At 65.2% G+C, this 25,990-nt stretch carries 28 protein-coding genes; 17 read left to right on the forward strand and 11 right to left on the reverse strand.

Going from position 1 to position 25,990, the window contains the following annotated elements; all coding sequences use genetic code 11:
* Window positions 1–78: 78 nt before the first annotated feature.
* The 8 genes from VF673_RS06805 to VF673_RS06840 all read left to right on the forward strand — a co-directional run bounded on the left by VF673_RS06805 (window position 79) and on the right by VF673_RS06840 (window position 6,540).
* Window positions 79–765: an energy transducer TonB gene (locus VF673_RS06805; protein ID WP_320331398.1), complete on the forward strand. Its 687-nt coding sequence runs from the start codon at window positions 79–81 to the stop codon at window positions 763–765.
* A gap of 28 nt (window positions 766–793) precedes the next feature.
* The gene (locus VF673_RS06810) at window positions 794–1,864 is read left to right on the forward strand and encodes a hemin-degrading factor (protein ID WP_440291362.1); all 1,071 of its coding nucleotides are present in this window, start codon (window positions 794–796) and stop codon (window positions 1,862–1,864) included.
* 3 nt (window positions 1,865–1,867) lie between these two features.
* On the forward strand, window positions 1,868–2,518 hold the full coding sequence (locus VF673_RS06815; RefSeq protein ID WP_320331396.1) for a MotA/TolQ/ExbB proton channel family protein: 651 nt from the start codon (window positions 1,868–1,870) through the stop codon (window positions 2,516–2,518).
* Complete coding sequence (locus VF673_RS06820; protein WP_440291363.1) at window positions 2,515–2,928, forward strand: ExbD/TolR family protein; 414 nt, start codon at window positions 2,515–2,517, stop codon at window positions 2,926–2,928. Before VF673_RS06815 ends, VF673_RS06820 begins: the two co-directional genes overlap by 4 nt.
* On the forward strand, window positions 2,918–3,808 hold the full coding sequence (locus VF673_RS06825; RefSeq protein WP_440291364.1) for a heme/hemin ABC transporter substrate-binding protein: 891 nt from the start codon (window positions 2,918–2,920) through the stop codon (window positions 3,806–3,808). The genes VF673_RS06820 and VF673_RS06825 overlap by 11 nt, the downstream gene beginning before the upstream one ends.
* Entirely contained in the window at window positions 3,805–4,839 is a 1,035-nt protein-coding gene (locus VF673_RS06830) for a FecCD family ABC transporter permease (RefSeq protein WP_440291365.1), read from the forward strand. The genes VF673_RS06825 and VF673_RS06830 overlap by 4 nt, the downstream gene beginning before the upstream one ends.
* Window positions 4,839–5,606 carry a heme ABC transporter ATP-binding protein gene (locus tag VF673_RS06835; RefSeq protein ID WP_440291366.1) on the forward strand — a complete coding sequence of 256 codons (768 nt, stop codon included), beginning with the start codon at window positions 4,839–4,841 and terminating at the stop codon, window positions 5,604–5,606. Before VF673_RS06830 ends, VF673_RS06835 begins: the two co-directional genes overlap by 1 nt.
* Before the next feature lie 160 nt (window positions 5,607–5,766).
* Window positions 5,767–6,540, forward strand: a complete 774-nt coding sequence (locus VF673_RS06840; RefSeq protein ID WP_440291367.1) for a class I SAM-dependent methyltransferase — start codon at window positions 5,767–5,769, stop codon at window positions 6,538–6,540.
* Between the two features lie 107 nt (window positions 6,541–6,647).
* On the opposite strand, the gene VF673_RS06845 is transcribed toward VF673_RS06840, so the two are convergent.
* The 7 genes from VF673_RS06845 to VF673_RS06875 form a co-directional block, all read right to left on the reverse strand.
* Window positions 6,648–7,511: a metallophosphoesterase family protein gene (locus VF673_RS06845; RefSeq protein ID WP_440291368.1), complete on the reverse strand. Its 864-nt coding sequence runs from the start codon at window positions 7,509–7,511 to the stop codon at window positions 6,648–6,650.
* A 196-nt stretch (window positions 7,512–7,707) separates the two neighbouring features.
* Entirely contained in the window at window positions 7,708–9,690 is a 1,983-nt protein-coding gene (locus VF673_RS06850; RefSeq protein ID WP_440291369.1) for a PhoX family protein, read from the reverse strand.
* Between the two features lie 10 nt (window positions 9,691–9,700).
* A complete protein-coding gene (locus VF673_RS06855; RefSeq protein ID WP_440291370.1) occupies window positions 9,701–10,513 on the reverse strand; it encodes an energy transducer TonB in 813 nt (270 codons plus the stop codon).
* A gap of 3 nt (window positions 10,514–10,516) precedes the next feature.
* Window positions 10,517–10,957, reverse strand: coding sequence for a protein TolR (tolR, locus tag VF673_RS06860; protein WP_440291371.1), 441 nt, complete (start codon window positions 10,955–10,957; stop codon window positions 10,517–10,519).
* Window positions 10,958–10,960: 3 nt separating this feature from the next.
* Window positions 10,961–11,644, reverse strand: coding sequence for a protein TolQ (gene tolQ / locus VF673_RS06865; protein ID WP_440291372.1), 684 nt, complete (start codon window positions 11,642–11,644; stop codon window positions 10,961–10,963).
* A gap of 10 nt (window positions 11,645–11,654) precedes the next feature.
* A complete protein-coding gene (locus VF673_RS06870; protein WP_440291373.1) occupies window positions 11,655–13,637 on the reverse strand; it encodes a phytase in 1,983 nt (660 codons plus the stop codon).
* Between the two features lie 64 nt (window positions 13,638–13,701).
* Window positions 13,702–16,227, reverse strand: coding sequence for a TonB-dependent receptor (locus VF673_RS06875; RefSeq protein WP_440291374.1), 2,526 nt, complete (start codon window positions 16,225–16,227; stop codon window positions 13,702–13,704).
* Between the two features lie 401 nt (window positions 16,228–16,628).
* Between VF673_RS06875 and VF673_RS06880 the strand changes: the two genes are divergently transcribed.
* The 4 genes from VF673_RS06880 to VF673_RS06895 all read left to right on the forward strand — a co-directional run bounded on the left by VF673_RS06880 (window position 16,629) and on the right by VF673_RS06895 (window position 19,030).
* Window positions 16,629–17,546: a GGDEF domain-containing protein gene (locus VF673_RS06880; protein WP_440291375.1), complete on the forward strand. Its 918-nt coding sequence runs from the start codon at window positions 16,629–16,631 to the stop codon at window positions 17,544–17,546.
* Window positions 17,539–18,585: an AraC family transcriptional regulator ligand-binding domain-containing protein gene (locus VF673_RS06885; protein ID WP_440291376.1), complete on the forward strand. Its 1,047-nt coding sequence runs from the start codon at window positions 17,539–17,541 to the stop codon at window positions 18,583–18,585. The genes VF673_RS06880 and VF673_RS06885 overlap by 8 nt, the downstream gene beginning before the upstream one ends.
* Before the next feature lie 92 nt (window positions 18,586–18,677).
* Complete coding sequence (locus VF673_RS06890; protein ID WP_188636644.1) at window positions 18,678–18,884, forward strand: hypothetical protein; 207 nt, start codon at window positions 18,678–18,680, stop codon at window positions 18,882–18,884.
* A complete protein-coding gene (locus VF673_RS06895) occupies window positions 18,884–19,030 on the forward strand; it encodes a hypothetical protein (protein WP_440291377.1) in 147 nt (48 codons plus the stop codon). The genes VF673_RS06890 and VF673_RS06895 overlap by 1 nt, the downstream gene beginning before the upstream one ends.
* 92 nt (window positions 19,031–19,122) lie before the next feature.
* On the opposite strand, the gene mtgA is transcribed toward VF673_RS06895, so the two are convergent.
* Window positions 19,123–19,887: a monofunctional biosynthetic peptidoglycan transglycosylase gene (gene mtgA / locus VF673_RS06900; RefSeq protein ID WP_440291378.1), complete on the reverse strand. Its 765-nt coding sequence runs from the start codon at window positions 19,885–19,887 to the stop codon at window positions 19,123–19,125.
* Between the two features lie 49 nt (window positions 19,888–19,936).
* On the opposite strand from mtgA, the gene VF673_RS06905 reads away from it, so the two are divergent.
* The 5 genes from VF673_RS06905 to VF673_RS06925 all read left to right on the forward strand — a co-directional run bounded on the left by VF673_RS06905 (window position 19,937) and on the right by VF673_RS06925 (window position 23,322).
* The gene (locus VF673_RS06905; protein ID WP_440291379.1) at window positions 19,937–20,311 is read left to right on the forward strand and encodes a DUF423 domain-containing protein; all 375 of its coding nucleotides are present in this window, start codon (window positions 19,937–19,939) and stop codon (window positions 20,309–20,311) included.
* A gap of 71 nt (window positions 20,312–20,382) precedes the next feature.
* Complete coding sequence (gene thiS, locus VF673_RS06910; RefSeq protein WP_090540304.1) at window positions 20,383–20,583, forward strand: sulfur carrier protein ThiS; 201 nt, start codon at window positions 20,383–20,385, stop codon at window positions 20,581–20,583.
* A 41-nt stretch (window positions 20,584–20,624) separates the two neighbouring features.
* The gene (locus VF673_RS06915) at window positions 20,625–21,425 is read left to right on the forward strand and encodes a thiazole synthase (RefSeq protein WP_320331388.1); all 801 of its coding nucleotides are present in this window, start codon (window positions 20,625–20,627) and stop codon (window positions 21,423–21,425) included.
* Window positions 21,418–22,137, forward strand: coding sequence for a tRNA (guanosine(46)-N7)-methyltransferase TrmB (gene trmB / locus VF673_RS06920; protein ID WP_440291380.1), 720 nt, complete (start codon window positions 21,418–21,420; stop codon window positions 22,135–22,137). Before VF673_RS06915 ends, trmB begins: the two co-directional genes overlap by 8 nt.
* 324 nt (window positions 22,138–22,461) lie before the next feature.
* Window positions 22,462–23,322: a crotonase/enoyl-CoA hydratase family protein gene (locus VF673_RS06925; RefSeq protein WP_440291381.1), complete on the forward strand. Its 861-nt coding sequence runs from the start codon at window positions 22,462–22,464 to the stop codon at window positions 23,320–23,322.
* On the opposite strand, the gene VF673_RS06930 is transcribed toward VF673_RS06925, so the two are convergent.
* The 3 genes from VF673_RS06930 to VF673_RS06940 all read right to left on the reverse strand — a co-directional run.
* Window positions 23,323–23,754 carry an acyl-CoA thioesterase gene (locus VF673_RS06930; protein ID WP_440291382.1) on the reverse strand — a complete coding sequence of 144 codons (432 nt, stop codon included), beginning with the start codon at window positions 23,752–23,754 and terminating at the stop codon, window positions 23,323–23,325.
* Between the two features lie 144 nt (window positions 23,755–23,898).
* Window positions 23,899–25,059, reverse strand: a complete 1,161-nt coding sequence (locus VF673_RS06935; RefSeq protein ID WP_320331384.1) for an iron-containing alcohol dehydrogenase — start codon at window positions 25,057–25,059, stop codon at window positions 23,899–23,901.
* A gap of 219 nt (window positions 25,060–25,278) precedes the next feature.
* A partial coding sequence (locus VF673_RS06940; RefSeq protein WP_440291383.1) for an electron transfer flavoprotein subunit alpha/FixB family protein occupies window positions 25,279–25,990 on the reverse strand: 712 nt, incomplete at its 5' end.

Here is a 25,990-nt window from a genome sequence, read left to right on the forward strand (position 1 = left end):
CGGATGCTAAACGAGGTTGACAATCAAATGCAAATGATTATCAATAGTGCCGAAATTTATCGGTGTTGGACATCGGAGATGCGTGTTGGACTCTTTCTGCTGTTGTCAGGGGTGGTGCATCTGGCCGCCGGGCAGTGGCTGGACTGGCGCACGCCGCCGCGTCTGAGCGGACCTCCGGCGCTGGCCCAGGCCGTGGCCTTGCCGCAACTGGTCAGAGTGGCTCCGCCTGCACCTCCGACTGAGGCACCGCCGGAACCGGAACCGGAACCGGAACCGGAAGTGAAGCCGCAAGTGGCGCCACCACCGAAGCCGACAGTGCCTCCGGTGGTCGGCAGGCCCGAGCCGCCGCCAGTGAAGTCCGAGCCGCGTCCGCCACTGCCCAGCAAGCCGCAGCCGGTCGTACAGCCGGTCACTGCCTCACCAGTCAGAACCGAGGTCAGTCCGGTGCCGGAACCGCTGCCCGCTGAACCGGTGGAAGTAGTCAGCCATGCGCCGCGTTTTCGTGAGCCACCGGCGGCGCCGGTGTATCCGGCCCAGGCCCGGCGGCGTAATCAGCAGGGCCAGGTACTGGTGGAGGTACGGCTGGATGCCGAGGGGCGTCAGCGGGAAGTGAAGCTGATGCAGTCCTCCGGTTTTGCCAGTCTGGATCGGGCCGCGCTGGAGGCGGTGGCGCAGTGGAAGTTTCAACCCGAAGTACAGGCCGGTCGGGCGTTGCCCAGCCGGGTACGGATTCCCATAGATTTCGCGTTGCATACGCGGCGCTGAACGCAGCAGACCACAAGAGGAACCCATCATGACCTTGCAGACCCATAGCGCCACCCTTGCGTCCCCCCTGTTCAACGCCTGGCAGCAACTGCTGCAGCAGCAGCCCCGGCTGCGCGCCCGGGATGTGGCGCAGCAGCTGGCGGTGAGCGAGGCCGAGCTGATTGCCAGTCGTCTCGGCATCGACACCCTGCGCTTGCGTCCGGACTGGGCGCCGCTGCTGTCCGCCCTGGAAAGCCTCGGCCGCATCATGGCGCTGACCCGCAACGAGCACTGTGTGCACGAGCGCAAGGGTGTGTACCGCGAAACCACGGTCGGCGCCAGCGGCAGGATGGGGTTGGTGGTGTCCGCGGATATCGACCTGCGGCTGTTCCTCTCCGGCTGGCACAGCGTGTTTGCGGTGGAGCAGCAGACCGCCCGTGGCTTGCAGCGCAGTCTGCAGGTATTCGACCAGCAGGGCGTAGCGGTGCACAAGGTGTTCCTCACCGAGGGCAGTGATCTGGATGCCTGGTCGGCACTGCTGTCGCGCTTTGCCGAACCGCACCAGTCGCCGCAGCTGGAGCTGCAACCGGCCCCGGTCAGGGAAGCCGAGCGCCCCGACAGTGAGGTGGATGCCGCTGCGTTGGCCGAGGACTGGAGCAAACTCAAGGACGTGCACCACTTCCATGCCATGCTCAATCTCAACAAGGTTGGTCGCCTGCAGGCGCTACGGCTGGTCGGCCAGCAATGGGCCGAGCCGCTGGCAACCCAGGCATTGCCCGGGGTGATGACCGAGGCCGCCGCCACGCAGCTGCCGATCATGGTGTTCGTCGGCAACCGCCACTGCATCCAGATCCACACCGGCCCGCTGCACGATCTGCGCTGGGTCGGTGACTGGTTCAATGTGCTGGATGCGGATTTCAACCTGCACCTGAAGATGTCCGCCGTGGCCCAGTTGTGGCGGGTACGCAAGCCGAGCAGTGATGGGCTGATCACCAGTTGGGAAGCCTTTGACGCGGACGGCGAGTTGATTGTGCAACTGTTCGGTGCGCGCAAACCGGGTCAGCCGGAGCTGGAAGCCTGGCGCTGTCTGGCGGAAGCCACCCCGGCGCTGGAGGACTGATTCATGCCGCAGTGGTTTGCAACCATGGGGGCGGTGGGCTGGCCGCTGGGGCTGTGCTCGCTGATTGCCGCGGCGCTGATTCTCGAGCGGCTGCAGGTATTCCTATCGCTGGCGCCGTTGCGCCAGGCTGTTCGTCAGGCGGCGCTCAGCGCCTGCCGCGACTGTGATCCGCAGGAGTGCGAGGGGCTGTGGCGCTCCGGGCGCCGGGGCTGGAGTCAGGCACTGGGGCTGCTGCTGCAACACCGGCAACTGGCCCCGGCTCAGCGCGAGGACATGCTCGGATGCTGGCTGCTGGAGGAGCGTCAGCGCCTGTGCCGCTACCTGCGGCTGCTGCAGCTGATCGGTGTGCTGGCACCCATGCTCGGGCTGCTCGGCACGGTGCTGGGCATGGTCGCGATGTTCGCCGATATCGCTGCGGTGGATCAGCCGGTGACTCCGGCGCTGCTCGCCGATGGCCTGTGGCAGGCGCTGCATACCACCATCTGGGGACTGCTGATCGCCATCCCGGCACTGGCTGCCGGGCAGGGCTTTGCCCTGTGGTCCGAGCGCTACCTGGAGGGGGTGCAGGCCCTGCTCAACCGCTGCCATCTGGCCCTGGAAGGGCTGGAGCTGACCCCGGCCACAGCCACCACCGCCCGCTGGGCCGGCGCATGATTCGCCTGCCCCCGCCCAATACCGCCAACGCCAGCCTGCTGCCGGATCTCACCCCGCTGCTGGATGTGATCTTCATTGTGCTGGTGTTCTTTCTGCTCACCGCCCAGACACCGCTGCTGCAACGACCACTGGATCTGCCGCAGGACCGACACGACAGCGCCAGTGCCGGAGCGGTGGACACCCAGCGGCAATTGCTGGAGCTGGATGCAGCCGGCCACTGGCGGCTGGATGATCGGCCGCTGAGTCTGGATGAACTGCCCCTGGCTCTGGGCCAAACCGAGCGTCCGGCGCTGGATCTGGCGGTCGACCGCCAAGCCCCGCTGACCGCCTTTCTGGAGCTGCTCCTGCTGCTGCAGGAGCAGCAGATAGTGGATGTCCGCATGTTGATGGAGCCTACCGATGCGCCTTGAACGAACCCTCGTCGCCCTCTGCCTCGGCCTGCTGGCCAATAGCACCAGCCTGGCGGAGTCACTGCCACAACGCTGGATCAGCGCCGGCGGTGCCACCACCGAATGGATAGTCGAACTCGGCGGGCAGGAGCGGCTGGTCGGGGTGGACACCACCAGCCAGCATCCGCAGACCGTAACCAGTCTGCCCAGCGTCGGCTATCAGCGACAACTGTCCGCCGAAGGGGTGCTGACCCTGACACCGGACCTGCTGCTGGGCACCGAGGAAATGGGCCCGCCGCCGGTGTTGGCCCAGCTGGAGCGGGCCGGTATCCGTATCGTGCAGCTGTCGGCGCGCAGTGACCTGCAGGTGCTGGATGCCAACCTCCAGCGTCTCGGCGAGCTGCTCGGCCAGCCGGAACGGGCGCAGCTGGCGCTGGAGGATTTCCACCAGCAACTGAGCCACCTGCAACAGCAGGTCGATCAGGCGCGTCAGGGCGCGCAGCCCCCGGGCGTGCTGTTGCTGCTGGGGCAGGGCGGCACCAACCCGCTGGTGGCAGGACGCAACACCCTGGCCGACTGGCTGCTGCGCCAGGCTGGTGCGCGCAATCTGGCCGAACACGAAGGTTACAAGAACCTGTCCGGCGAAGCCCTGCTGGCACTGGATGCGGACTGGCTGGTACTGACTGACCGGCAACTGCGCAGTGCCGAAGGGCAACAGGCGCTGCTGGCGCATAATCCCGCGCTGGCCGCCAGCCGGGCGGCGCGCGAGGGGCATCTGCTGAGCATCGATCCGACCCTGCTGGTTGGTGGGCTGGGGCCGCGTCTGCCGGGGGTGCTGCGGCAGCTGAGTCACGCCTTCTATCCCGCACTGCAGCCCCGTCAAGTGGACATCAGCCAATGAATCCGGAGCTGAACTGGCGACTGCTGCATCCGCTGCTGATCGCCCTGCTGTTGCTGGCGGTCTGGCTGTCACTGGCGCTGGGGCCGGTCAGCCTGCCGCTGGCCGACACCCTGCGGGCGCTGCTCGGGACGATCGGCATCAACCTGGCCGAAACCCAGGCCCAGACCGAGCTGATCGTCAGCCAGGTCCGTCTGCCGCGTACGCTGCTGGGGCTGATGGTCGGTGCCGTGCTGGCGCTGACTGGGGTAGCCATGCAGGGCCTGTTCCGTAACCCGTTGGCCGATCCCGGATTGATCGGCGTCTCCAGCGGCGCGGCACTGGGGGCAGCACTGGTGATTGTCGGACTGTCGCGCTGGCTGACCCTGCCGCTGGCGCTGGAACCCTATGTGCTTTCTGGCGCCGCCTTTGCCGGGGGGCTGCTGGTGACCGCGCTGGTCTATCGACTGGGGCGGCGGGACGGCCAGACCCAGGTTGCCACCATGCTGCTGGCCGGGGTAGCGCTGACCGCCCTGTCCGGCGCCATCATTGGCCTGTTCACCTATATTGCCGACGACGCCACCCTGCGCGCCCTGACCTTCTGGAACCTGGGCAGCCTGAACGGTGCCAGCTATTCACGGTTGTGGCCGCTGGTCGTGGTGTCGGTGGGCGTGGCCCTGTGGCTGCCGCGCCGGGCCGATGCGCTCAACGCCCTGCTGCTGGGTGAGCCCGAGGCTCGGCATCTGGGGTTTGATGTGGAGCGCATCAAGCGCGAGCTGATCCTCTGCACCGCACTGGGCGTCGGCGCGGCGGTGGCCGCCGCGGGGCTGATCGGCTTTGTCGGGCTGGTGGTACCGCACCTGATGCGCCTGCTGGTCGGTCCGGATCACCGTCTGCTGTTGCCCGCCTCGGCGCTGGCCGGTGGCGCGCTGCTGTTGCTGGCCGACCTGTTTGCCCGGCTGGTGGTGGCCCCGGCGGAAATGCCCATCGGCATCGTCACCGCACTGATCGGTGCCCCCTTCTTTATCTATCTGCTGATGCGGAGTCGTGGCTGATGTTGCAGGCGCAGGGCGTGAGTGTGACCCGGGGCGGGCGACGGGTACTGAGCGATGTCAGTCTGGCCCTGCAGCCGGGCCAGGTGCTGGGGGTGCTGGGCCCCAACGGTGCCGGCAAGAGCAGCCTGCTTGGCGTGCTGAATGGCGAACTGGCTGCAAGCAGCGGCGAGGTGCTGCTTGACGCCCGGCCGCTGGCCAGCTGGCCGGGCCGCCAGCGTGCCCAGCTGCTGGCGGTACTGCCGCAGAGTTCCAGCCTGAACTTCGGCTTCAGCGTCGAACAGGTGGTGCGCATGGGCCGCATGCCCCATGACACCGGCCTGGCGCTGGACCAGCAGATCGTCGAGCAGGTGCTGCAGGCGGTGGACGCCAGCCACCTGGCCGGGCGCAGCTACCTGCAACTGTCCGGCGGCGAACGCCAGCGGGTGCATCTGGCCCGGGTGCTGGCGCAGCTGTGGCCGGGGGTCGATGGCCAGGTACTGCTGCTCGACGAACCGACCTCGATGCTCGACCCGTTGCACCAGCTCAGCGTGCTGGACGCCGTGCGCCGCTTCGCCGACCACGGCGCCAGCGTCCTGGTCATCCTTCACGACCTGAACCTTGCCGCCCGCTATTGCGACCAACTGCTGCTGCTCGGCAATGGCGGCGTGCGGGCCAGTGGTACCCCCGGCCAGGTACTGCAACCCGACCCGCTGCACCAGGTGTTCGGTGTGGATGTGCTGGTCCAACCCCACCCGGAGCGGGGTCACCCACTGATCATAGCCCGCTGAACCTTGTGGTGTGGGGGGTGTGCCTCGCCGCGAACAGGCCAGCCCATTCGGCCCGAGGTCGGGCCTCCTGCAGCTCCACTCCATTCACCCATCGGGAAAAATCGCCTTCCCCGCCCCAATCAGGCATGCTGATGGGCTGAATTGATAGCGGGAGGCTGTATTGTTCAAGGATCTACCCATCAGTGACCAGTGGGACGAGCTGGGCATGCATCTCGATGTGCCCTATGTGCCGACCCACGAAAGCGTGGTCAAGGCCATGCTGCAACTGGCCGACGTGGACGCCAACGACGTGCTCTACGACCTCGGCTCCGGCGATGGCCGCATCCCCGTGGCTGCCGCGCTGGATCACGGTGCCCGGGCCATAGGTGTGGAAATCGACTCCGGTCGGGTGAAGCTGGCCGAGACCTATGCCCAACAGATGGGCGTGGAGCATCAGGTTGCGTTCATCCAGCATGACCTGTTCGACGTCGACTTCAGCCCGGCCACCGTGGTCACCATGTACCTGCTGCACACCGTCAACCTGGAGCTGCGCCCTCGCCTGCTGAGCGAGTTGCGCCCGGGCACGCGCATCGTCTCCCACGCCTTCGACATGGGCGACTGGAAGGCCGACCGCAAGATCGCCTTCAAGAGTGATGCACTCTACCTGTGGATAGTACCGGCGCAGGTGGCGGGCAACTGGGAATGGCAGGCCGCCGATGGCACCCGCTACCGGGTCGAGCTGCAGCAGCGTTACCAGAAGCTGATGGGCGAACTGTGGATCAATGACCAAGCCGCCGAACTGCAGGCCGCTCTGCTGTGGGGCGACCTGGTCGAATTGGTGGTCCACGACGACCAGAGCTACGGCCCTGAATCCATCGTCATGCATTACCGGGACGAGCAGATGGTGGTGGTTGGGGAGTATCTGCGGGGGGCAGTGGTTCGGTGGGCAGCGTAACGCTGAGAGGGCATGCCTAACAGCCAGCACCTCGCGATGCGAGGTGCTGGCTGTCTTCGATCACCTATCGTTTGATTTCCCGATATAACACCGCATGACTGGTGTGCCTATCGCTCCAACGTGAACCGGTAATCATGCCGCTCCAGCGGCCCATCCAGTCCCACCTGATAGGTATCCACCACCACTTGATCATCATCCAGCACCGTCAGTACCCGGAACATGGGTACATGGTTGTCTTCGTCCGGAATCTTGGTGCGTTCCAGTGCCGGGATGTGCAGGTGGTGTACGCCGTCGATCTGCTTCGAGTGCTCGGTGCGGTTCAGGTCCATGTGCAGGTCGCCGCTGATCATTGCCACCAGGTTGGGCTGGGTGCTGATTTCGGCGAAGCCGGGGTGGTGGATGCCCTTGTCGGCGCCCTCGGGGAAGGTGCCGACGGGGGCGCCATGTACGACCAGCAGTACCGGTTTGGGATGCAGCTGCTGGATCTGCTGTTTGACCCAGGCGACGCCGTCGTCATGAAAGTCCCTCCCCTCATCCGGTGAGGCCATGACCAGCGCCAGTTTCTCGAATTCCAGCACGTAGCTGGGACCTTCCAGTTCGACCTTGTCCTGATTCCACAGTTGGGCGTAGTGCATGTAGCGCTCGACGGTGGAGCCGTGTTCCTCGTTGCCCATGATCGGATAGAAGGGCAGGGTCAGGCGTTGCAGCACCGGGGTGACGGCCTGATATTGCAGTTCGGTGCCCTTGTGGGCGATGTCGCCGATGCCGATGACAAAGTCCAGATCCAGGGTATCAGTCAGGTGGTTGATGTGGCCGACGGCGGCGGCCAGGCCGGGGAATTCGGCTTTGGGCTTGGGTTCGGCGTCGCCGAGAATGGCAAAGCGCAGTACCGGGTCGGCAGCTTGGGTGAGTGCCGGGGTCAGGGTGCTGGCGGCCAGCAGCAGGGTGGGGAGCAGGGTGCGCAGGTTCATGGTGGTTCCTTGGTCTGGTGGTGGTTGGTGTCTGGTTTGGGGCGCTCATCGAGTCCGGTCGCGGCCCGTGATCTTCGACGTTCCGGGGGTGTCGAGATCTGGCTCGACAGGGTGTGCTGGTTATAACCCCGGGTTGCCGAGGTGGAACTCGGCACTCCAGGGCCTAGTGGGTACGAGCACCAGCTCGTCCGCGCTGTCAGCTGCCGATCACTCTGCCGTCCTCATGGGTGATGACCAGCGTGGTGGAGCGGGGGCGGCTGTGGCCGTCGCTGGCGGGGTAGCTGAGTTTGGGGTGCTGGATGTTGACCCACAGGGTGCGGTAGTCCGGAGTCCAGGTGATGCCGGTGATTTCTGCGCCTCTTGGGCCGACCAGAAAACGGCGGACTTCCCGGCTCTGCGGGTCGGCGCAGAGCAACTGGTTACAGCCGGTATTGACCGTGTGTGCGGCCTCCTCGTCAGAGTCGGTCTGGATCCACAGCCGCCCGGCACCATCGAAGGCCAGCCCGTCCGGGGAGGAGAAGATATCGCCGCGGATATTGCCGATCAGGTTATCCGGCAGTGGCTGCCCCTCGGCATCCAGGGCTCCGGGCTGGTCACCGGCGAGCAGGAACACGTCCCACTCGAAGGTAGTGGCAGCCGGATCGGCGTTGGCCTCGCGCCAGCGCACTATATGCCCGTGCTGATTGTTGGCCCTGGGGTTGGCCGGGTGCAGCGGAAGGCGTTCACCGCGTTCGCGGTTGTTGGTCAGGGTGATGTAGACCTCGCGGCTGTCGGGGTGCACCGCGACCCATTCCGGGCGATCCATGGGCGTGGCACCGAGCAGGTCAGCGGCGCCCCGGGCATTGAGCAGTACCGCCTGCTGATCGGCAAAGCCGTTGGCCGGGGTCAGGCCCTGTTCACCCCATATCAGCGGTAGCCACTGGCCGCTGCCGTCCTCGTTGAAACGGGCGGCGTACAGGGTGCCGTGGTCCAGCAGCTGACGGCTGGCGGCCGGGTTGGCCGGGTCGTGGCGGCCGTCGGGCACGAACTTCCACACATACTCGCCCCGGGCGTCGTCGCCGGAGTAGATGGCCATGCGCCCGTCCTCGCCGAGCGACACCACCGCACACTCCCGGCTGAGACGGCCCATGGCAGTGCGTTTGATCGGCGTGCTGTCCGGGTCGAAGGGGTCGATTTCCACCACCCAGCCGAAGCGGTGGGGCTCGTTGACATGGCCCTGGTGGGGCTGGTTGTCATCCGGGGTGGCGTCGAAGCGCTCGTCCACCGATTCCCAGGCGTAGTAGGCGCTGCGCTGGCCGTTGCCGATGCCGTAGCGCTGGTGGGTCGGGCGGGTGGCGTGGTCGGCGGCGTTGCGGTTGACGAAGTAGTTGTGGAAGTTCTCTTCGCAGGTCAGGTAGGTGCCCCAGGGGGTGACGCCCATGGAGCAGTTGTTCAGGGTGCCCAGCACCCGGGTGCCGGTCGGATCACTGGCGGTGCGCATGCGCCGATCGCCGCGCAACGGGCCGCTGATGGCCATCGGCGTCATGGCGCTGATGCGCCTGTGGTAGCGCGAGCCGGCCACCCGTTGCCACTGGCCGTCGGCACTGCGGCGGATCTCCAGCACGCTGACCCCGTGGGCAGCCTGCTCCTTGCGCACCTGATCGACGGGGCGCTGGCGGCGGCCATCGGCCAGGTCGGTATAGCAGAAGCCGTCGGTGTGCAGGGTCGGGTTGATGTACTCGTGGTTGATCACCAGCAGGCCATGGTCATTGGGTGCCTGCGCGAAAGGGAAGAAGTGCATGCCGTCATGGTTGTCACCGGCCTGCAACAGCTGCGCCTGCCAGTCCTGGGAGGCGTCCTCCAGCCAGACCGGGGCACTGTCCAATACCGCATCGCCCCAGCTGAAGAACGGCTGGGCGCGGTAACCCTCGGCCACCAGCACCCGGTCGAAGTCGGCCGCGGTCTGCGCCGCTACTCCGCTGAAACCCAGCAGTGGACTGGCCACCGGGGCGCTGCTGCGCTGGCAGCCGAGCAGGCTGGTGCCGAACAGGCCGATGGCTGCCAGCGCCAGGCCGCCTTTGAGCACCTGACGGCGGCTGCGGTGGATGATGCTGTTCAGGTCCGCGGCCTGGCTGGGGTTGAGGCAGCGGTCGTCCAGCGCCTGGAGGTCGGCGTGGTAATGGTGGTGTTCCTGTCTCATGCTGCGGTCCTTATTGAATGCGGTAGCGGAAGGTGTTGCGGACGCCGGGCACGTCCACCGGCTGGCCGTCGATCAGCCGTGGCTGGTAGCGGAAGCTGCGGGCGGCGGTCAGTGACGGGCGTTCGAACAGGGGATCGTCACAGGCACCCTCGACCACCTGGGGATTCTTGACCCGGCCGTCCCGGGTGACCGTGTAGGTTACCGTGCAGTCGCCTTCCAGACCGCGATCCAGTGCGCGTCTCGGGTAGCTGGGCGGCTGTTTGCTGATCGGCTGGTACTGGGCGATGGCCGCCGCTTCGGCGGCGCGTCGGGCGGCTTCGGCATTGGCTCTGGCCTGGGCTTCGGCGGCCTGGCGCTGCTGTTCGGCCCGTTCGCGCTCCTGCTGTTCCCGGGCCAGCTGTTGCTGGCGTTCCCGTTCCCGTTCCCGTTCCTGCTCCTGTTGCCTGCGCTGCTCGGCCAGCCGCTGCTGCGCTTCGCGTTCCTTGTGTTCTTTCTGCTGCTGTTCTTCCAGGCGCTTGCGGGCGATGGCGGCGTGGTCGATCTGCGGCTCCTCGATCTGCGCTGGTGCGGGCTCGGGGTCCACGGCCACCGGCTCCACTGCCGGTGGCGGCACCGGTTCTGGCTCGGGGGCAGGAGCGGGCAGGGTGACCAGTTGGGTGATCATCACCGGCTGGCTGTGACCGGCCGGGGGCTCGGGTGACCAACTGGCGTACAGGCCCCAGGCGGCAGCGGTGTGCAGGACCAGGGTGGCGACCATTGGCAGCAGCCAGCTGCGCGGCTGGCAGGGACGTGGGCGGGTGCTGGTCGTGATCAGATCGTTCATGCGTCAGGGTGCCTCGGTAATCAGGCCCAGCCGGGTGATACCGCCCTGTTGCAGCGCGGCCATGCCTTCGATCACCAGTCCGTAATCGGCGTGGCGATCGGCACGGATGAACACCTGGGTCTCGGGCCGGGCGGCGACCAGGGAAGAGATGCGCTGGCGCATCTCTTCCAGTGAGCTGCTGCTGTCGCTGTACTGCTCGGTATTGACCGTGTCGCCTTCATTCCAGTGGTAGTTGCCCTGATCATCGATGGACAAGGTGACAATATTGAGAGGATCGTCATTGGCCAGGGCTTCGCTGGCGACCTTGGGCAGTTCGATCTGCACACCTTGGGTGAGCATGGGCGCAGTGACCATGAAGATCACCAGCAGTACCAGCATCACGTCGATATAGGGCACCACGTTCATTTCCGAATTGGGCCGCAGCCTTCTGCGTTGCGGGCGCATGGCTTACTGCCCCGTCCGGCTGTGCAGACGCCGGTGCAGCAGCGCGGAGAACTGTTCGGCGAAGCTGTAGTAGCGGTTGATCAGACCCTCGGCGCGGGCGGCAAAGCGGTTGTAGGCGATCACCGCCGGAATCGCCGCGAACAGGCCGATGGCGGTGGCGATCAGCGCCTCGGCAATGCCCGGGGCCACCGCCGCCAGGGTGGCCTGCTGGGTCTGGGACAGGCCGATAAAGGAGTTCATGATGCCCCACACGGTGCCAAAGAGGCCGATATAGGGGCTGACCGAGCCGACCGTGGCGAGGAACGGCAGATGCTTTTCCAGCCGCTCCTCTTCCTGGGCGATGGCGATGCGCATGGCCCGCTGCACGCCTTCCATCACCGCTTCCGGCTCACTCTGCTGCTCGCGCAGGTGGGCAAACTCGCTGTACCCGGCGTGGAAGATGCCCTCTACGCCGGGGCTATCGGCCTGCTGTTGCTGGTACATCTGACCAAGGTCGGTGTCCTCGGACCAGAAGCTGCGCTCGAAGCGTGTCAGCGAGCGCCGGGCGCTGCCCATCAGGCTGCTGCGCTGGATGATCAGGAACCAGGAGGTCAGCGAGGCGAGTACCAGGATCAGCATGACCAGTTGGACCAGCAGACTGGCTTCGGCGATCAGCGTCCAGGGGGACATATTGGGGGTGTCGGACATGGTGGTTTCCTCAATCCAGTTGCAGTGCGTCGGCAATGCTCTGCCAGGGCACGTATTTGTAGTTCTGATTGCCTTCGGGCAGGCGCTTGCGGCCGTCCTGCACCATCAGCATGCCCTGGGCCCACGGCCCGCCGAGATTGGCGGAGGTGACCTCCAGTCCGTCGGTCTCCGACACGCCATCAATACCCAGCGCACTGTTCAGGCCGATGCGGAAGTTGCCGCGCAGTTGATAGGGCGGTTCGGCATCGACCAGCACATAGCTGTCGTTGCCCTGACTGGAGATCACCAGCAAGGGCTGCTCGGAATGTTGATAGATGGCCAACCCCTCGATATCGGCCTCGATCGCCCCGCCGACGCTGATCACCCGGGTCATCTCGGTGGAGGCATCCTCAGCGGCAGCCAGTGCCCAGACCGCTTCGCCTTCCTCGCCGATGAACAGGCGCTGGCGCAGGTCATCCACCACGCAGCCTTCGGGCTGGGTGGCGACGGCAAACTCGCGTACCAACTGGCCGCGCAGTTCGCCCTGACTGCCGTCCAGGCGGTATTGCACAAAACGCCCGTCCTTGTCGTTGGCGATGGCATAGATGACGCCGTTGCTGCTCTGGGCCATGCACAGACCGTAGATCTCATCCAGTTCGGTGGCGATCTGGCCCAGTTCGCTGAGCTGGCCGCTGGCCGGGTCGATGGCAAATACCTGCAGACTGTTGTGGTCGCGGTTGCTGGCCACCGCCAGATCCACCCGCGCCGCGCCGAGCTGGAAGCCGTGGCGCACATCGACGTTGTTCGGCCGACCGCTGGCCAGATATTGCAGCTGGCGGCCCTGCAGGTCGTAGACCGCCAGGCCGTTGCGCTTGTCGGTGCCCAGCACCCGGGACTGGGCAGGGTCGCTCGGGTGCAGCCAGATTGCCGGGTCATCGGCGGCATCGCCAGGGCTGGGAATCGGATCGGTCTGCACGCTGGGCAGCACGACCGGTATCCCGGTCGCGGCAGGCCGGGTGCTGGCCGACCAGTCGAGGCGGGTCTGGTACAGACTGCCGTCATCGCCATCGACCAGCAGCAGGTCGATCTGCCGGGCTTGTTGGCTCTGCTGGTCATGGCTGCGGGCGGTCAGGCGTTCCGGCTCGATGATGCCGGACAGCGGCTGCGGCGCCAGGCTGTGCCAGCCGTCTTCGGTCAGTTGATAGGCATGCAGCTGGCGGGCGTCGGCGTCCAGTGCCAGCAGGCCACCGGGAACCACCGCCAGCCCGGCGACCATCTCCTGCAACTGGCCAAAGGGCGTGACCATGTCCACCGGCTGGCGACTCTGTTCCGCCTCAGGGTGGGCACCGTAGGCCCAGATGCCGACAGTTTCCTCGCTGACGTACAGCAGGTGCTGCTGGTCATCCACCGCGCAGTGTTCGCTTTCCGGCGGCAGGCGCAGGGTGCGCACATGGGCGGCGTTGTTCAGCAGGCCATCCGGGCTGGCCACCAGCCACTGGTCGCCCATGCCTTCCTCACCGATGATGAACAGGTGCAGGTTGGCCGACTCGTCCTGATACAGACACAGGTTCTCGATGCGGTAGTCGCTGGCGGGCAGTACCAGTTGCTGGTGCACCCGCAGGTTGGCCGCATCGGCCACTAACAGGGTCGGTTGCTGGCTGGCGGTGTGGGTGCTGGCGATCAGCAGTCGCTCGCCGTGGCGGCGGGCATCCAGGGTGTAGAAGTTGCCGGGGTGGCGGGCCTGCTGCTGGCCGTCGGCATCCAGCAGCCAGATGCCTTCGGCGTCGGCGGCCAGGCGCTGGTCGTGGTCCAGCAGCAGCCAGGATTCGGCGCGGCTGGCGCTGGCCGGAGTCCAGGCTTGTAGCTGTGGTGGCTGCGGGGTGCTGGCGACTGCACTGCTGGCTTGAGGGGTGGGACTGCTGTCAGCATCCGGGCCGGGGTCGGCGGAGCAGGCGGCCAGCAGGCCGGTCAGGGCCAGGGCGGCCAGTGGGGTGAGGCGAAATCCGTGGGGCATGGTGCGTCCGTAAAGTCAGGTGTACAGAGTGCCCGGGCCACGCTGGGGCGGCCCGGGCAGCAGGTCAGAAGTGGGTCAGGGTCAGGCCGAGCTTGTAGCTGGGGCCGTATTCCTCGTACTGGCTGTTGTAGCGGCGCTTGCCGGTGTAGACGTAATAGGATTCGTCGGTCAGGTTCTGCGCCTCGAAGAACAGCTGCAGGTTGTCGCGCAGGAAGTAGCTGGCGCTGAAGTCGACAAACAGCTGGTCGTCCACCTTGTAGTCGTAGCGTGAGTCGAGCACGTCGCCGACCTCATCCAGGTAGTTGGACTTGTAGTTGGTCGACAGGCGCAGGCTGAGCTTGTCGTTCTCCCAGCCGACGGTCAGGTTGCCGGTGACATCCGACTGGCCGGGCAGGCGGATACTGCGGCTACGCATGGCACCCAGATCCGGGTCGAACTGCTCGATATCCGCATCGGAGCTGGTGAAGGTGGTGTTGGCATTGAGCAGCAGGCCGTTCCATGGGGCGGGCAGCCAGCTGAACTTCTGCGAGTAAGCCAGCTCCAGACCGTAGACCTTGGCGCTGTCGCCGTTGACCGAGGTGATCGCCTCGCTGAAGCCCACATAGTCGCCGGTACCGGCGATGTCGGCGGTGTAGACGAAGTGGTCGATGTCCTTGTAGAACAGGAAGGCGGACACCGCACCGGCACGGCCCATGTAGTGCTCGATACCCAGGTCGAAGTTGCTCGACTCCATGGGTTTGAGGTTGGGGTTGCCGAACTCCGCCTCGTCGTCATCCAGCACGAAACCGGGGAACAGCTGGCCGAAGGTTGGACGCACCACGCTGTTGGTCCAGGCGGCGCGGATCTGGGTGCTGTCGTTGAGCTGGTAGATGGTGTGCAGGCCGGGCAGCCAGTGGTCGTATTTCTCGCTGGTGTTGTTGGTCACGAAATCGCCCTGATCCAGACCGGTGCCCCGGGCCTTGAGACGGGTGCTCTCGTAGCGCAGACCGGCGATGATGCGCAGGTCGTCGATGTCCAGGGTGTTCATCACATAGGCGGCGTTGATGTTCTCTTCGATGGTGAAGTCGTTGATGCGCGACTCCTCCTCATCGTAGAAGTCCGCCCGATCCAGACCGCTGATCAGGTTCTTCACCGCGCTGTCGGAAATGCGCGGGCCGAAGCGGCTCAGACCGTAGTCGGTGGTGCCCCGGCTGAACTGCGACAGGTTCAGTTGCTGATCGGTAAAGCCCAGCTCGTCGAAGTCCTCGTAGACCCAGACGTCCAGATCGTTGTCCTTCTCCCGGCGGCTGAGCTTGCCGCCGAAGGCCAGCTGCGAGGGCAGACCGCTGAACTGGAAGTCGCGGGTCAGGTCGAGCTTGATGTTCTTCTCGGTATCGGTGGTGTCCTGCTTTTCCCACTCGACCTCGGTCAGGCTGAAGTTGTTGGCGTCGTATAGGGCCTGGTCGGCGCGGATGCGCGGCTTGCGGGTGCTGCCGTAACCGACGTCGGTGAAGTCGTCGTCGGACTCGAAGGCGGCGTTGCCGATGCCGCCGGGGCTGTCCTCACCGGCCTTGCTGTAACCGGCCTGGGCGCTGATGCTCCAGTCGTCGAGCTGGCGCTTGCCACCGAACACGAAGCTCATGACCTTCTGGGTTTCTTCCCGGGCCTTGAGTTCACGCACCGCCTCGGCATCGCCCAGCTCACCGGGCAGTTGCGGGTCGGCGAACTCGGTCACCAGGGCCTGACGGATCTCATCATCCTTGTAGCGGCTGTACAGACTGCGGAACCAGACCTCGCTGTGTTCGTCCGGACGGTAGTCCAGGTTCAGACCCAGGCCGGTACGCTCCCGGGTGATGTCGTAGCGGCGCTGCTCCACTTCCTCCAGCCGGTTGTCGTCATCGAAATCCCAGGCACCGCCGGTCTCGACGTTGTCCGAGCCGAACTTGCGTTCCTGCCAGCTGAAGGCGGTGGCGATGCCGAAGTTGTCCACGCCGTCGCCGATGCTGAAGCGGTTGCTGAAAGCACCGGACAGCTTGGGGCTTTCCTTGCCGGTATTCTCGTCGTGGCTGCCTTCGGCGCTGAGGCTGTAGAACAGGCCGTCATGGTCGAAGGCCGACAGGCTTTCCACCTCGATGGTGCCGCCCAGGGAGTTGGCGTCCATGTCCGGGGTCAGGGTCTTGACCACTGACAGCGACTGCACCAGTTCGCTGGGCAGTACGTCCATGGCCACCGCCCGGCGGTCATCCTCGGGGGCCGGCACCAGGGTACCGTTGATGGTCACGCTGTTCAGATCCGAGCCCAGTCCGCGGACCCGCACAAAGCGGCCTTCGCCCTGGTCGCGCTCGACCGACAGGCCGGGAATGCGCTGCAGGGCCTCGGCGGCGTTGTCGTCCGGCAACTGACCGATGGCATCGGCGTGCACCACGCTCTTGATGGTGTTGGCGCGGCGCTGATCATCCAGCGCCTGCTCGAGTTGTGCGGCCTGGCCGATCACGTCGACCACTTCGGGCTGTGCTTGCTGCGCCTGCAGTGAGGCGCTTGCGGTAATGGCCAGCGCCAGTGCGCTGAGGCGGAGCCCGGGGCTCCGGATCGGGGCGTGTTGCACGGACATGGTGGTTCTCCCTGGATAAATGCGGTCTCTGCGGGGCCGTCCTGGGAGTGCAGGTTAGGCAGGACAGATGTCAGTTCTGTGACCATGTTGGGGCTAACGGGCGTTAAAAGCCCCTATCTGGATGGGAAAAGTCCGATTTTGAGCTGATTTGACCCTGTGTGATGGATCTTTCAGATGCTGCCCCTATGGATTGCCGCGCCCTGCGGGCTCGCAATGACGGCAGGCGCGGCAGCACGGAGCGGACACCTTGTACTTCCACGTCATTGCGAGGAGCGCAGCGACATGGCAATCCATGGCCCCATCCGCCGGTAACTGCCCTGAGCCGATATGACCCCCACCCCTGCAACCGGATTGTCATCAACTGCTGGTTAGCTGGCGGGCAGATAAAGGAGGAAAGCCGAATGACATCCATGCTGAGCATGCATCGTTTCAAGCTGGTCGGCCTGCTGGTGGCGGCCAATACCGGCTTGCTGCTGCATCTCATGGCGGGTGAAATCAAGCCGGTGGCGCTGTGGGACTGGCTGGATATCGCCGGTGAGGGCGGCTCGGCGGTATTGCTGCTGGTGTGGATCGGCCTGCTGCTCAAGAGTCGCCCGGCGGGTTTTGTCACCAACCTGCTGTTCTTCGGGCTGGGCTGCCTGTTCTTCAGTCTGTTCATGGATACCGTGGACGAGTTCATCGCTCTGCCCGATGCGGTGAGCTGGGACGGCTGGCTGGAGTCCGGGCCCATGCCGGTGGGCTTCGTGCTGATGACCCTGGGCATCTTCCACTGGCACCGGGAGCAACTGGCGATCAACGAGCAGATGCGCAACCGCGAGCGGCTGTTCCGCGAGCATCGTCAGTTCGACAAGGTCACTCCGCTGGGCGACGCCAACTACCTGCGAGCGCAGTTGCAACTGGCGCTCAACGAGGCAGCGGAAAACCGTCAGCCGGTATCGTTGATCATGCTGGACATGGATTCCTTCAGCCGTATCAACCGTGAATACGGGCATGCCGAAGGGGATCGGCTGCTGCAGGTGCTGACCCAGCTGCTGCTGCTCAATCTGCGTCAGCATGATCTGCTGTGCCGTCTGGCGGGTGACAGGTTCGTGGTGATACTGCCGCATACCGGCGAGCGTCAGGCACAGGTGCTGGCGGGAGAGCTGCGCGATGCGGTGCGGAGCCTGGCCTACAAGAGCAGCCGCCACGGGGAGCGTATCGAGCTGTCTGCCAGCGTGATGGCACTGATGGCCCGGGACGAGGATACGGAAACCCTGCTGGAGCGGCTGCATATCGGTCTGGCCCGTGCCCGGCAGAGTCTGATGGTGCAGCATGCCTAGGCAGCTGTCGGACAGCTGGCTGGAGTGCGATTCGCGCTTCATTCCGGCGCATTACCAACCCGCGGGTCTGATTGATCTGGCGCTGGCCCGGGGGGTGAACATCCACCGGCTGCTGCAGGGCACCGGACTGTTCCATGAGGACATTCTCACCGGCCATCAGCGAATTGCACCGCAGCAGTTCCTGCGGCTGATCGGCAATGTGCAGCAGCAGATGCCGGCCGACGACACCAGCTTCCTGCTGGGCCAGCAGTGGTTGCCTGGCCATTACGGAGCGGCCAGCCATGCCCTGAGTCATGCCGCCAATCTGCAGGAGGCGCTGGAGCGGCTGGTGCGCCTGCAGACCCTGCTGTGGCCGCTGCTGCGGTTGCGCCTGCGGCTGGATGAGCAGCATGTCTGGCTGGACTGGGGCGACAGCTTCGGAGCAGGCAGCCAGCGGGTATTCCTGATCGAGGCGGGCATGGCGGCGGTCACCGGCATGAGCCAGTGGTTATCCGGCCAGCGTCTGCCCTGGGTGTTCCACCTGAGTCATGCCCGGCCGCGCTACAGCGAACAGTACTGGGTGCATCTGGGTGAGCAACTGCGCTTTGCCAGCCCGCTGAACCAGATGTGCCTGCCCCGGGATTATCTGCATCGCCCCTGGCCGGGCGCTTCGGCCACCGCCGGCCAGGTTGCCGAACAGCAGGGCGTGGCCATGCTGGCGCAGCTGCCCGCCCCGCAGAGCCTGCTTAACAGCCTGCATGATTACCTGCGCGAGCGTTTACGCCAGCCGTTGCGACTGGAGGCGGTGGCTGAGGACTTCCATATGAGCCCGGCGACCCTCAAGCGCAAGCTGTACAAGCACGGCACCGGCTTTCAGGAGCAACTGGACCAGGCCCGCGCGAGCATGGCCATGGAGCTGTACCAGAGCCGTGGCTACTCCAGCGACCAGGTGGCCGACTATCTCAACTTCACCGACCGGGCCAATTTCCGTCGCTCCCTGCGGCGCTGGACCGGCCTGCTGCCCAGCGAGCTGCGGGACTGGCTGACGGGTGAAGCCTGAGGTCATCAGCTCCGATATATCTGACAATATAATGTATATACATTGTAGATATCTTACTTGCTGAGATAACATTTTTTTGTGTGAGCGCGCCCATGTCAGATAAACCCAGAAAAGTGAAATCCAACAAGAAAGACAGTCAGTTGCTGATTCGTATCAGCAGTGCAGAGCGTGAGCAGTTCGTGGAGTTGTGCGAACAGCTGGATACGACCGCTGCTCGCGAAATCAGGCAGTTCATTCGCAAGTTCATCAAGAAGCATGAAGCGACTGAACAGCCGGGAATTCTCAAGGAGACAGAATAATGTCCAAGAAAGCTAAAGTAGCCGACAAGAAAGTTGACAAGAAGGTCAAATCCATCAAGCAGGAGATCAAGGCCCGCGAAGCCAAGGTCGAGAAGCAAGAGAAGAAAATCAAGGCCCTGAAAAAGGCTGCGAAAAAAGCCGCTTAAGGCATGCACGGGGCCGCTGATTCAGCGGCCCCGCCGTTTCTGCACTACGCCAGCGGGCCACTCCGTCGGCGAGCGGGGCTCGCCAACCCCAGCTATTCCGCTACCTTGTCTTGCCAGTACTTCAGCCGTAGCCACTGCGGCCACTCTCCGCCTTTCTCCATCTGCCGCAGATAATGCGCTCCGCCCAGTTGTCGGCTCTGCTGACGGATCCACTGGCTGCGTTGCAGCGCATGGGGTGGCGGGTTGGCGGCGCTCCAGCGTCGCGGATTGGGCAGAACTGCTGCCAGCTGGGCGGCCTGCTGGTCGGAGAGCATGCCCGGCGGTACACCGAAGTGGTGCCGCGCCGCAGCATCGATGCCGAACACGCCGTCGTCCCACTCGACGATGTTCAGGTATACTTCGAGGATCCGCTGCTTGGGCCAGAGCGTCTCCATGGCCAGGGTGAACCAGGCCTCCAGCCCCTTGCGTGGCCAGCTGCGCCCGGACCAGAGGAACAGGTTCTTGGCCAGCTGCTGGCTCAGGGTGCTGGCGCCGCGCAGACTGCCGCCGCGCTGGTTGTGCTGCATGGCGGCGCGGATGGCCTTCAGGTCGAAGCCATGGTGCTGGGCAAAGCGCTGGTCCTCGGCGGCAATCACCGCCATCTTGATGTTGTCCGGTATCTGCCGGTAGGCAATCCAGTTGTGGCGCAGTTCGAAGTCCTCGTTACCCCGCGCCTCCAGCCAGCGCTCGACCATCAGCATGGAGCCGGGCACCGGCACCCAGCGCAGCACGAGGATCGGCAGCAGGCTGAGCAGGATGAGGATCAGCAACCACTTGAATGTCTTGCGGACGATTGTCTTCACGCGCCGGTCCACCATCAGGTCGGGTTAGAATCGGGGCTAGTATAAACATCCGGGGGATGAATTGATGGCAAGGATCTTTCTGCTGCTGGCCGCAATCAGCGGTTTTTCCGGGGTGGCGCTGGGTGCCTTTGCCGCCCATGCCCTGCGCGCGCGGTTGCCCGAGCGCATGCTGGCGGTATTCCAGACCGGGGTGCAGTACCAGCTGTGGCATACCGCAGCGCTGATCGGTGTCGGCCTGTTGCTGCTTCGCCAGCCCGGCAGTCGGCTGTTCAAGGTTTCCGGCGGCCTGTTCGCCCTGGGCATGCTGCTGTTTTCCGGCAGCCTGTATACCCTGACCCTGTTGGGCTGGCGCGTGGGCATGGTCACGCCCATGGGTGGGGTGTGCTTTCTGCTGGGCTGGATCTGCTTCGGCGTGGCAGCCTGGCGACTGAAAGGCTAGGGCGAAAATAGTCAGCCAGGCCCATTTCGGGCTATCATTACCGGCCGATTCACCCTTCATTGAGTTGTCCCATGCAGATCCAACTGAATGGCGAAGCCCATCCCCTCGATTCCTCCATCAGCGTGGCCGATCTGGTCGAGCGCCTGGGATTGACCGGCAAGCGACTGGCCATCGAGCTGAATCTGGAGATTGTGCCGCGTAGCCAGTATGCCGACACGCGTCTGAATGACGGTGACCGAGTCGAAATCGTCCACGCCATAGGCGGCGGCTAGCGCATCAGACGCAGCCCCTCTCTGGCCCTGCGGAGAAGACCATGACAGAGATACAAGAAGACGCCCTCGAGATTGCAGGCGTGCGTTACCGTTCCCGTCTGTTGGTGGGAACCGGCAAGTACAAGGACATGGAAGAAACCCGGCAAGCCATCGAGGCTTCCGGTGCAGAGATAGTGACCGTAGCCATCCGCCGCACCAACATCGGTCAGAACCCCGGCGAGCCCAACCTGCTGGATGTGATTCCGCCGGACCGCTACACCATTCTGCCCAACACCGCCGGCTGCTTCACCGCCGAGGATGCCGTGCGCACCTGCCGCCTGGCCCGCGAGCTGCTGGACGGGCGCAATCTGGTCAAGCTGGAAGTGCTGGCCGACCAGAAGACCCTGTTCCCCAACGTGGTGGAAACCATCAAGGCCGCCGAAGTGCTGGTCAGGGAAGGGTTCGATGTCATGGTCTATACCAGTGACGACCCCATCATTGCCCGCCAGCTGGCTGAGATCGGCTGCGTCGCGGTAATGCCGCTGGCCGGCCTGATCGGCTCGGGTCTGGGCATCTGCAATCCCTACAACCTGCGTATCATCCTGGAAGAGGCCACCGTGCCGATTCTGGTCGACGCCGGGGTCGGTACCGCCTCCGATGCGGCCATCGCCATGGAGCTGGGTTGCGCCGGAGTGCTGATGAACACCGCCATCGCCGCCGCGCAGAAGCCGGTGCTGATGGCCGAAGCCATGAAACATGCGGTACTGGCTGGCCGTGGCGCCTATCTGGCCGGCCGCATGCCGCGTCGGCTGTATGCCGCCGCCTCTTCACCCTGGGAAGGTACCTTTGTCGGAAATGAGTGACGTGAACGAGAACCCGCAGCAGCCGACCGACGGCCAGCCGCGCCGCACCATCCGCAGCTTCGTGATGCGCGCCGGGCGCATGACCGAAGGCCAGCAACGGGGTGTGGAAAAGGGCTGGCCGCTGTTCGGCCTGAGCCTGGAGCAGGGACTGCTGGATCTGGATGCAGTTTTTGGCCGGCAGGCGCCGCGCACCCTGGAAATCGGTTTCGGCATGGGCCATTCCCTGCTGGAGATGGCCCAGGCGGCGCCGGAGCAGGATTTCATCGGTATCGAGGTGCACCGCCCGGGTGTCGGCGCCCTGCTCAATGGCCTGCTGAACAACGGCCTGAGCAATGTGCGGGTCTACGATTGCGACGCCATCGAGGTGCTCAACCGGGCCATTCCCGATGCCAGTCTGGACCGGGTACTGCTGTTCTTCCCCGACCCCTGGCACAAGAAGAAGCACCACAAGCGGCGCATTGTGCAGCCGGCCTTTGCCGAGCTGGTGCGACGCAAGCTGAAGGTCGGCGGTGTGCTGCACATGGCCACCGACTGGGCGCATTACGCCGAGCACATGCTCGAGGTAATGAACGCCGCGCCGGGTTACCGCAACGAGGCCGCTGATGGCACCTACATTCCCCGCCCGGAAGAGCGGCCGATCACCAAGTTCGAGAAGCGTGGCGAGCGGCTGGGCCACGGGGTGTGGGATCTGAAGTTCGAGCGGGTCGACTAGTCGCATCGTGTTGCTGCTGGGGGGTAGCGCACCTGCGCTACGCCTTCCCGGGGGGGTGAGCATCACTCGTACCTGCGAGCGTGCCGGATGCGCTAATGCAGCTGTCGGACTCCGCTCATCGAGCTGGTGCTCGACGTTCCCAGGCTGGGCGAGCCTCTTGTGCTTCCCGGGAAGGACGAGCACCAGCTCGTCCACCATGCCATCCCCCGGCAGACTTATCTGCCCCGCCTATGACCTTCCATAGCAACCGCCAAGAGTAATGGTCGCCACCGGCGCCCCTGCCTACACTGACTCTCATCCGGAACAACCCGCTGTGGAGTCACCATGCAATTCGAAACTCTCGACTATCAGGTGCAGGACGGCATCCTGACCCTGACCCTCAACCGCCCGGAGCGCATGAATGCCTTCAACGGCCCCATGCGCCGTGAGCTGATTGCCGCCTTCGACGCCGCCGACGCCGACGATGCGGTGCGCGTCATCATCGTTACCGGTGCCGGCCGGGCCTTCTGCGCCGGTGCCGACCTGGAGAAGGGCGGGGATACCTTCAACCGCCACACCCGTACCGACCAGCCCGAGGGCGCTGACCTGCGTGATGGCGGTGGTACCGTGTCGCTGCGCATCTACGAGTGCACCAAGCCGGTGATCGGTGCCTTCAACGGCGCAGCGGTGGGCGTGGGCGTGACCATGACCCTGCCGATGGACATTCGCCTGGCCTCGACCAACGCGAAGTTCGGCTTCGTGTTCGCCCGCCGGGGAATCACCATGGAAGCCTGCTCCAGCTGGTTCCTGCCCCGTCTGGTGGGTCCGCAACAGGCGCTGGAATGGGCCTATACCGGCCGCGTATTCGGCGCCGAGGAAGCGCTCAAGGGCGGTCTGATCCGCAGCATCCACGAGCCCGACGAGCTGATGCCCGCAGCCTATGCCCTGGCCCGCGAGATCGCTGACAACACCGCGCCCATGTCCGCCCTGCTCAACCGGCAGATGATCTGGCGCATGCTCGGTGCCGACCACCCGATGGAAGCGCACAAGATCGACTCCCGGGCGATTGCCTTCATGGGCGAATCCGAGGACGCGAAAGAGGGTGTGCGCTCCTTCCTGGAAAAACGCGCCCCCGAGTTCAAGCTGCGCCCGAGTCAGGATCGCCCGGACTTCTATCCCTGGTGGGCCGAGCGTCCCTTCGAGTGATCAGCTGACCCGCAACCGCTCCAGCGCCGACCGGATACGCTCCGGGATGGGGCAGGAGCGGTTGCTGGCGCGCTCGACGAACACGTGCACGAAGCGCCCCGCCGCACAGGCTTCGGCCGTCCCCACCTTGAATACCGCCAGCTCGTAATGCACCGAGCTGTTGCCCAGCTTCGCTACCCGCACCCCCACCTCGATGGCATCGGGGAAGGCGATGGGTGCGAAGTAGTCGCAGCCGGAGCTGACCACGAAGGCTACCTGCTCACCCTGATGGATATCCAGACCGCCCTCGGCAATCAGATAGCTGTTCACCGCACTGTCGAAGTAGGCGTAGTAGGTGACGTTGTTGATATGCCCGTAGATGTCGTTGTCATGCCAGCGGGTGGTGATGGGATGCAGGTAGGGGTAGTCGGTGCGTTGGGGGTGGGTGGTCATGCTGAATATCTCTGGCTTTTCCGGGTTGTTCCCTGGGCCCGCTGGGCGGGCCATCGCGCCGAGGGCGGCGCTCCTACGGATCGGGGTTTGTGTGGGAGCCGCGCCCTCGCGGCGATTGCCGGCGAAGCGCTCCGGCAAATCTACTCAATACGCCTGGCGATAGATCGCCAGCGCATCCGCCTCCGTCACCTCCCGCGGGTTGTTCACCAGCAGGCGCTGCTGCAGCATGGCGTCTCTGGCCAGCATTTCCAGGCTGTCCTCAGGTACACCGGCATCGCGCAGGCGGCTGGGCAGGTTGCAGCGCGGGCTGAGCTGGGACAGGGCAGTGATCAGCTGATCGGTCAGGCTGGCGGCGTCGCCGGGCTGGCAGTCGGGCACCAGCAGCGGCGCCAGTTCGGCATACAGGGATTCGGCCGCCGGAGCATTGAAGGCCACCACGCTGGGCAGTACCAGGGCGTTGGACAGGCCATGGGGAATATGGAAGTGCCCGCCCAGCGGGTAGGCCAGGGCATGCACCGCCGCCACCGGGGCATTGGCAAAGGCCTGACCGGCCAGCAGCGAACCCAGCAGCATGGCCTGGCGGGCCTGCAGATTGCTGCCGTTATGTACCGCCTCGTCCAGGTTGCCGGCCAGCAGCCGCAGTGCCTCCCGGGCCAGCATGTCCGACAGCGGGTTCTTCTTCAGTTTGCTGGTATAGGCCTCGATGGCATGCACCATGGCGTCAATGCCGGTCGCGGCGGTCACCGCCGGTGGCAGTCCCAGGGTCAGCTCGGCGTCCAGCACCGCCAGATCCGGCAACAGCAGGGGGGACACCACGCCGCTCTTGGTGGTCTCGCCGGTGGTGATGATGGCGATCTGGGTCACCTCCGAGCCGGTGCCGGCGGTGGTCGGCACCTGGATCAACGGCAGCCGCTGGCCGCGGGCCTGGTCCACGCCGTAGATCTCGGCCAGACTCTGGTGGGCGTGGGGATGGGCGAGCAGGGCGACCAGCTTGGCCACGTCCATCGAGCTGCCGCCGCCGAAGCCGATCACCAGCTGGGCGTTCATCTCCCGGGCCTGACGCACCGCGGCCAGCACCACTTCCTCGGGCGGATCGGCCAGCACCTGATCGAATACCTCGACATACATGCCGTGGTCGACGAAGTCGGGCAGGGCATCATTCAGCAGCCCCAGCCGGGTAATGCCGGGGTCGGTCACTATCAGCACCCGCTGCGCGTCCCGCTCGCGGCAGAGCTGGGCCAGGCGGCTGGCAGCGCCGGTTTCACAGAGGATCCGGGCGGTAGTGGCAAAGCTGAATGATGACATGGGCACCTCGTGACTGAAGGGGTGTCGGAGGTCTCACTGTACGGTGCAGGGGCGGCAGGCGGCAAGCGCAGGGGCGGGGTATGGGAGGTGGTGATGAAGGCAGGTCGGGTTGGGTGATCGGGCGGGCCTGTATAGGGCGAAGCCAGCAACCCCAAAAAGCAGAACCCCCGGCTTGAGAGAACCGGGGGTTCTGCTTGGCGCTTGCAGCGAACCGCAGGCTTACAGCTTGCCAGTCAGCTCCGGTACCGCCTCGAACAGGTCGGCGACCAGGCCGTAGTCGGCAACCTGGAAGATCGGCGCTTCCTCGTCCTTGTTGATCGCCACGATCACCTTGGAGTCCTTCATGCCAGCCAGGTGCTGGATGGCACCGGAGATGCCCACAGCGATGTACAGCTGCGGTGCAACGATCTTGCCGGTCTGACCGACCTGCATGTCGTTCGGCACGAAGCCGGCATCCACCGCGGCGCGGGAGGCGCCCACGGCAGCCCCCAGCTTGTCGGCCAGGCTGTACAGCAGCTGGAAGTTGTCGCCGTTCTGCATGCCGCGACCACCGGAGACCACCACCTTGGCACCGGCCAGTTCGGGGCGGTCGGACTTGGCCAGTTCTTCGCCAACAAAGGCGGAGATGCCGGCGTCCTGGGCCGAGGCAACGGCTTCGATGGCGGCGCTGCCACCTTCGGCAGCCACGGCGTCAAAGCCGGTGGCACGTACGGTGATCACCTTCACCGCGGCGTCGGACTTGACGGTGGCGATGGCGTTACCGGCATAGATCGGACGCTTGAAGGTGTCCGGGCTCTCGACGCTGATGATTTCGGAGATCTGGTCAACGTCCAGCAGGGCAGCCACGCGCGGCAGGTAGTTCTTGCCGTTGGTGCTGGCCGGGGCCAGGATGTGGCTGTAACCCTTGCCGATCTCGGCGATCAGCAGGGAG

The organism is Halopseudomonas sp. Lyrl_26 (genome assembly GCF_051948695.1).
GTDB lineage: Bacteria > Pseudomonadota > Gammaproteobacteria > Pseudomonadales > Pseudomonadaceae > Halopseudomonas > Halopseudomonas formosensis.

Bases quoted from the DNA above. Each gene is read 5' to 3' on its own strand.
- VF673_RS06805 (WP_320331398.1), top strand. From the start codon at position 79: ATGCGTGTTGGACTCTTTCTGCTGTTGTCAGGGGTGGTGCATCTGGCC.
- VF673_RS06810 (WP_440291362.1), top strand. From the start codon at position 794: ATGACCTTGCAGACCCATAGCGCCACCCTTGCGTCCCCCCTGTTCAAC.
- VF673_RS06815 (WP_320331396.1), top strand. From the start codon at position 1,868: ATGCCGCAGTGGTTTGCAACCATGGGGGCGGTGGGCTGGCCGCTGGGG.
- VF673_RS06820 (WP_440291363.1), top strand. From the start codon at position 2,515: ATGATTCGCCTGCCCCCGCCCAATACCGCCAACGCCAGCCTGCTGCCG.
- VF673_RS06825 (WP_440291364.1), top strand. From the start codon at position 2,918: ATGCGCCTTGAACGAACCCTCGTCGCCCTCTGCCTCGGCCTGCTGGCC.
- VF673_RS06830 (WP_440291365.1), top strand. From the start codon at position 3,805: ATGAATCCGGAGCTGAACTGGCGACTGCTGCATCCGCTGCTGATCGCC.
- VF673_RS06835 (WP_440291366.1), top strand. From the start codon at position 4,839: ATGTTGCAGGCGCAGGGCGTGAGTGTGACCCGGGGCGGGCGACGGGTA.
- VF673_RS06845 (WP_440291368.1), bottom strand. From the start codon at position 7,511: ATGAACCTGCGCACCCTGCTCCCCACCCTGCTGCTGGCCGCCAGCACC.
- VF673_RS06850 (WP_440291369.1), bottom strand. From the start codon at position 9,690: ATGAGACAGGAACACCACCATTACCACGCCGACCTCCAGGCGCTGGAC.
- VF673_RS06855 (WP_440291370.1), bottom strand. From the start codon at position 10,513: ATGAACGATCTGATCACGACCAGCACCCGCCCACGTCCCTGCCAGCCG.
- tolR (WP_440291371.1), bottom strand. From the start codon at position 10,957: ATGCGCCCGCAACGCAGAAGGCTGCGGCCCAATTCGGAAATGAACGTG.
- tolQ (WP_440291372.1), bottom strand. From the start codon at position 11,644: ATGTCCGACACCCCCAATATGTCCCCCTGGACGCTGATCGCCGAAGCC.
- VF673_RS06870 (WP_440291373.1), bottom strand. From the start codon at position 13,637: ATGCCCCACGGATTTCGCCTCACCCCACTGGCCGCCCTGGCCCTGACC.
- VF673_RS06875 (WP_440291374.1), bottom strand. From the start codon at position 16,227: ATGTCCGTGCAACACGCCCCGATCCGGAGCCCCGGGCTCCGCCTCAGC.
- VF673_RS06880 (WP_440291375.1), top strand. From the start codon at position 16,629: ATGACATCCATGCTGAGCATGCATCGTTTCAAGCTGGTCGGCCTGCTG.
- VF673_RS06885 (WP_440291376.1), top strand. From the start codon at position 17,539: ATGCCTAGGCAGCTGTCGGACAGCTGGCTGGAGTGCGATTCGCGCTTC.
- VF673_RS06890 (WP_188636644.1), top strand. From the start codon at position 18,678: ATGTCAGATAAACCCAGAAAAGTGAAATCCAACAAGAAAGACAGTCAG.
- VF673_RS06895 (WP_440291377.1), top strand. From the start codon at position 18,884: ATGTCCAAGAAAGCTAAAGTAGCCGACAAGAAAGTTGACAAGAAGGTC.
- mtgA (WP_440291378.1), bottom strand. From the start codon at position 19,887: ATGGTGGACCGGCGCGTGAAGACAATCGTCCGCAAGACATTCAAGTGG.
- VF673_RS06905 (WP_440291379.1), top strand. From the start codon at position 19,937: ATGGCAAGGATCTTTCTGCTGCTGGCCGCAATCAGCGGTTTTTCCGGG.
- thiS (WP_090540304.1), top strand. From the start codon at position 20,383: ATGCAGATCCAACTGAATGGCGAAGCCCATCCCCTCGATTCCTCCATC.
- VF673_RS06915 (WP_320331388.1), top strand. From the start codon at position 20,625: ATGACAGAGATACAAGAAGACGCCCTCGAGATTGCAGGCGTGCGTTAC.
- trmB (WP_440291380.1), top strand. From the start codon at position 21,418: ATGAGTGACGTGAACGAGAACCCGCAGCAGCCGACCGACGGCCAGCCG.
- VF673_RS06925 (WP_440291381.1), top strand. From the start codon at position 22,462: ATGCAATTCGAAACTCTCGACTATCAGGTGCAGGACGGCATCCTGACC.
- VF673_RS06930 (WP_440291382.1), bottom strand. From the start codon at position 23,754: ATGACCACCCACCCCCAACGCACCGACTACCCCTACCTGCATCCCATC.
- VF673_RS06935 (WP_320331384.1), bottom strand. From the start codon at position 25,059: ATGTCATCATTCAGCTTTGCCACTACCGCCCGGATCCTCTGTGAAACC.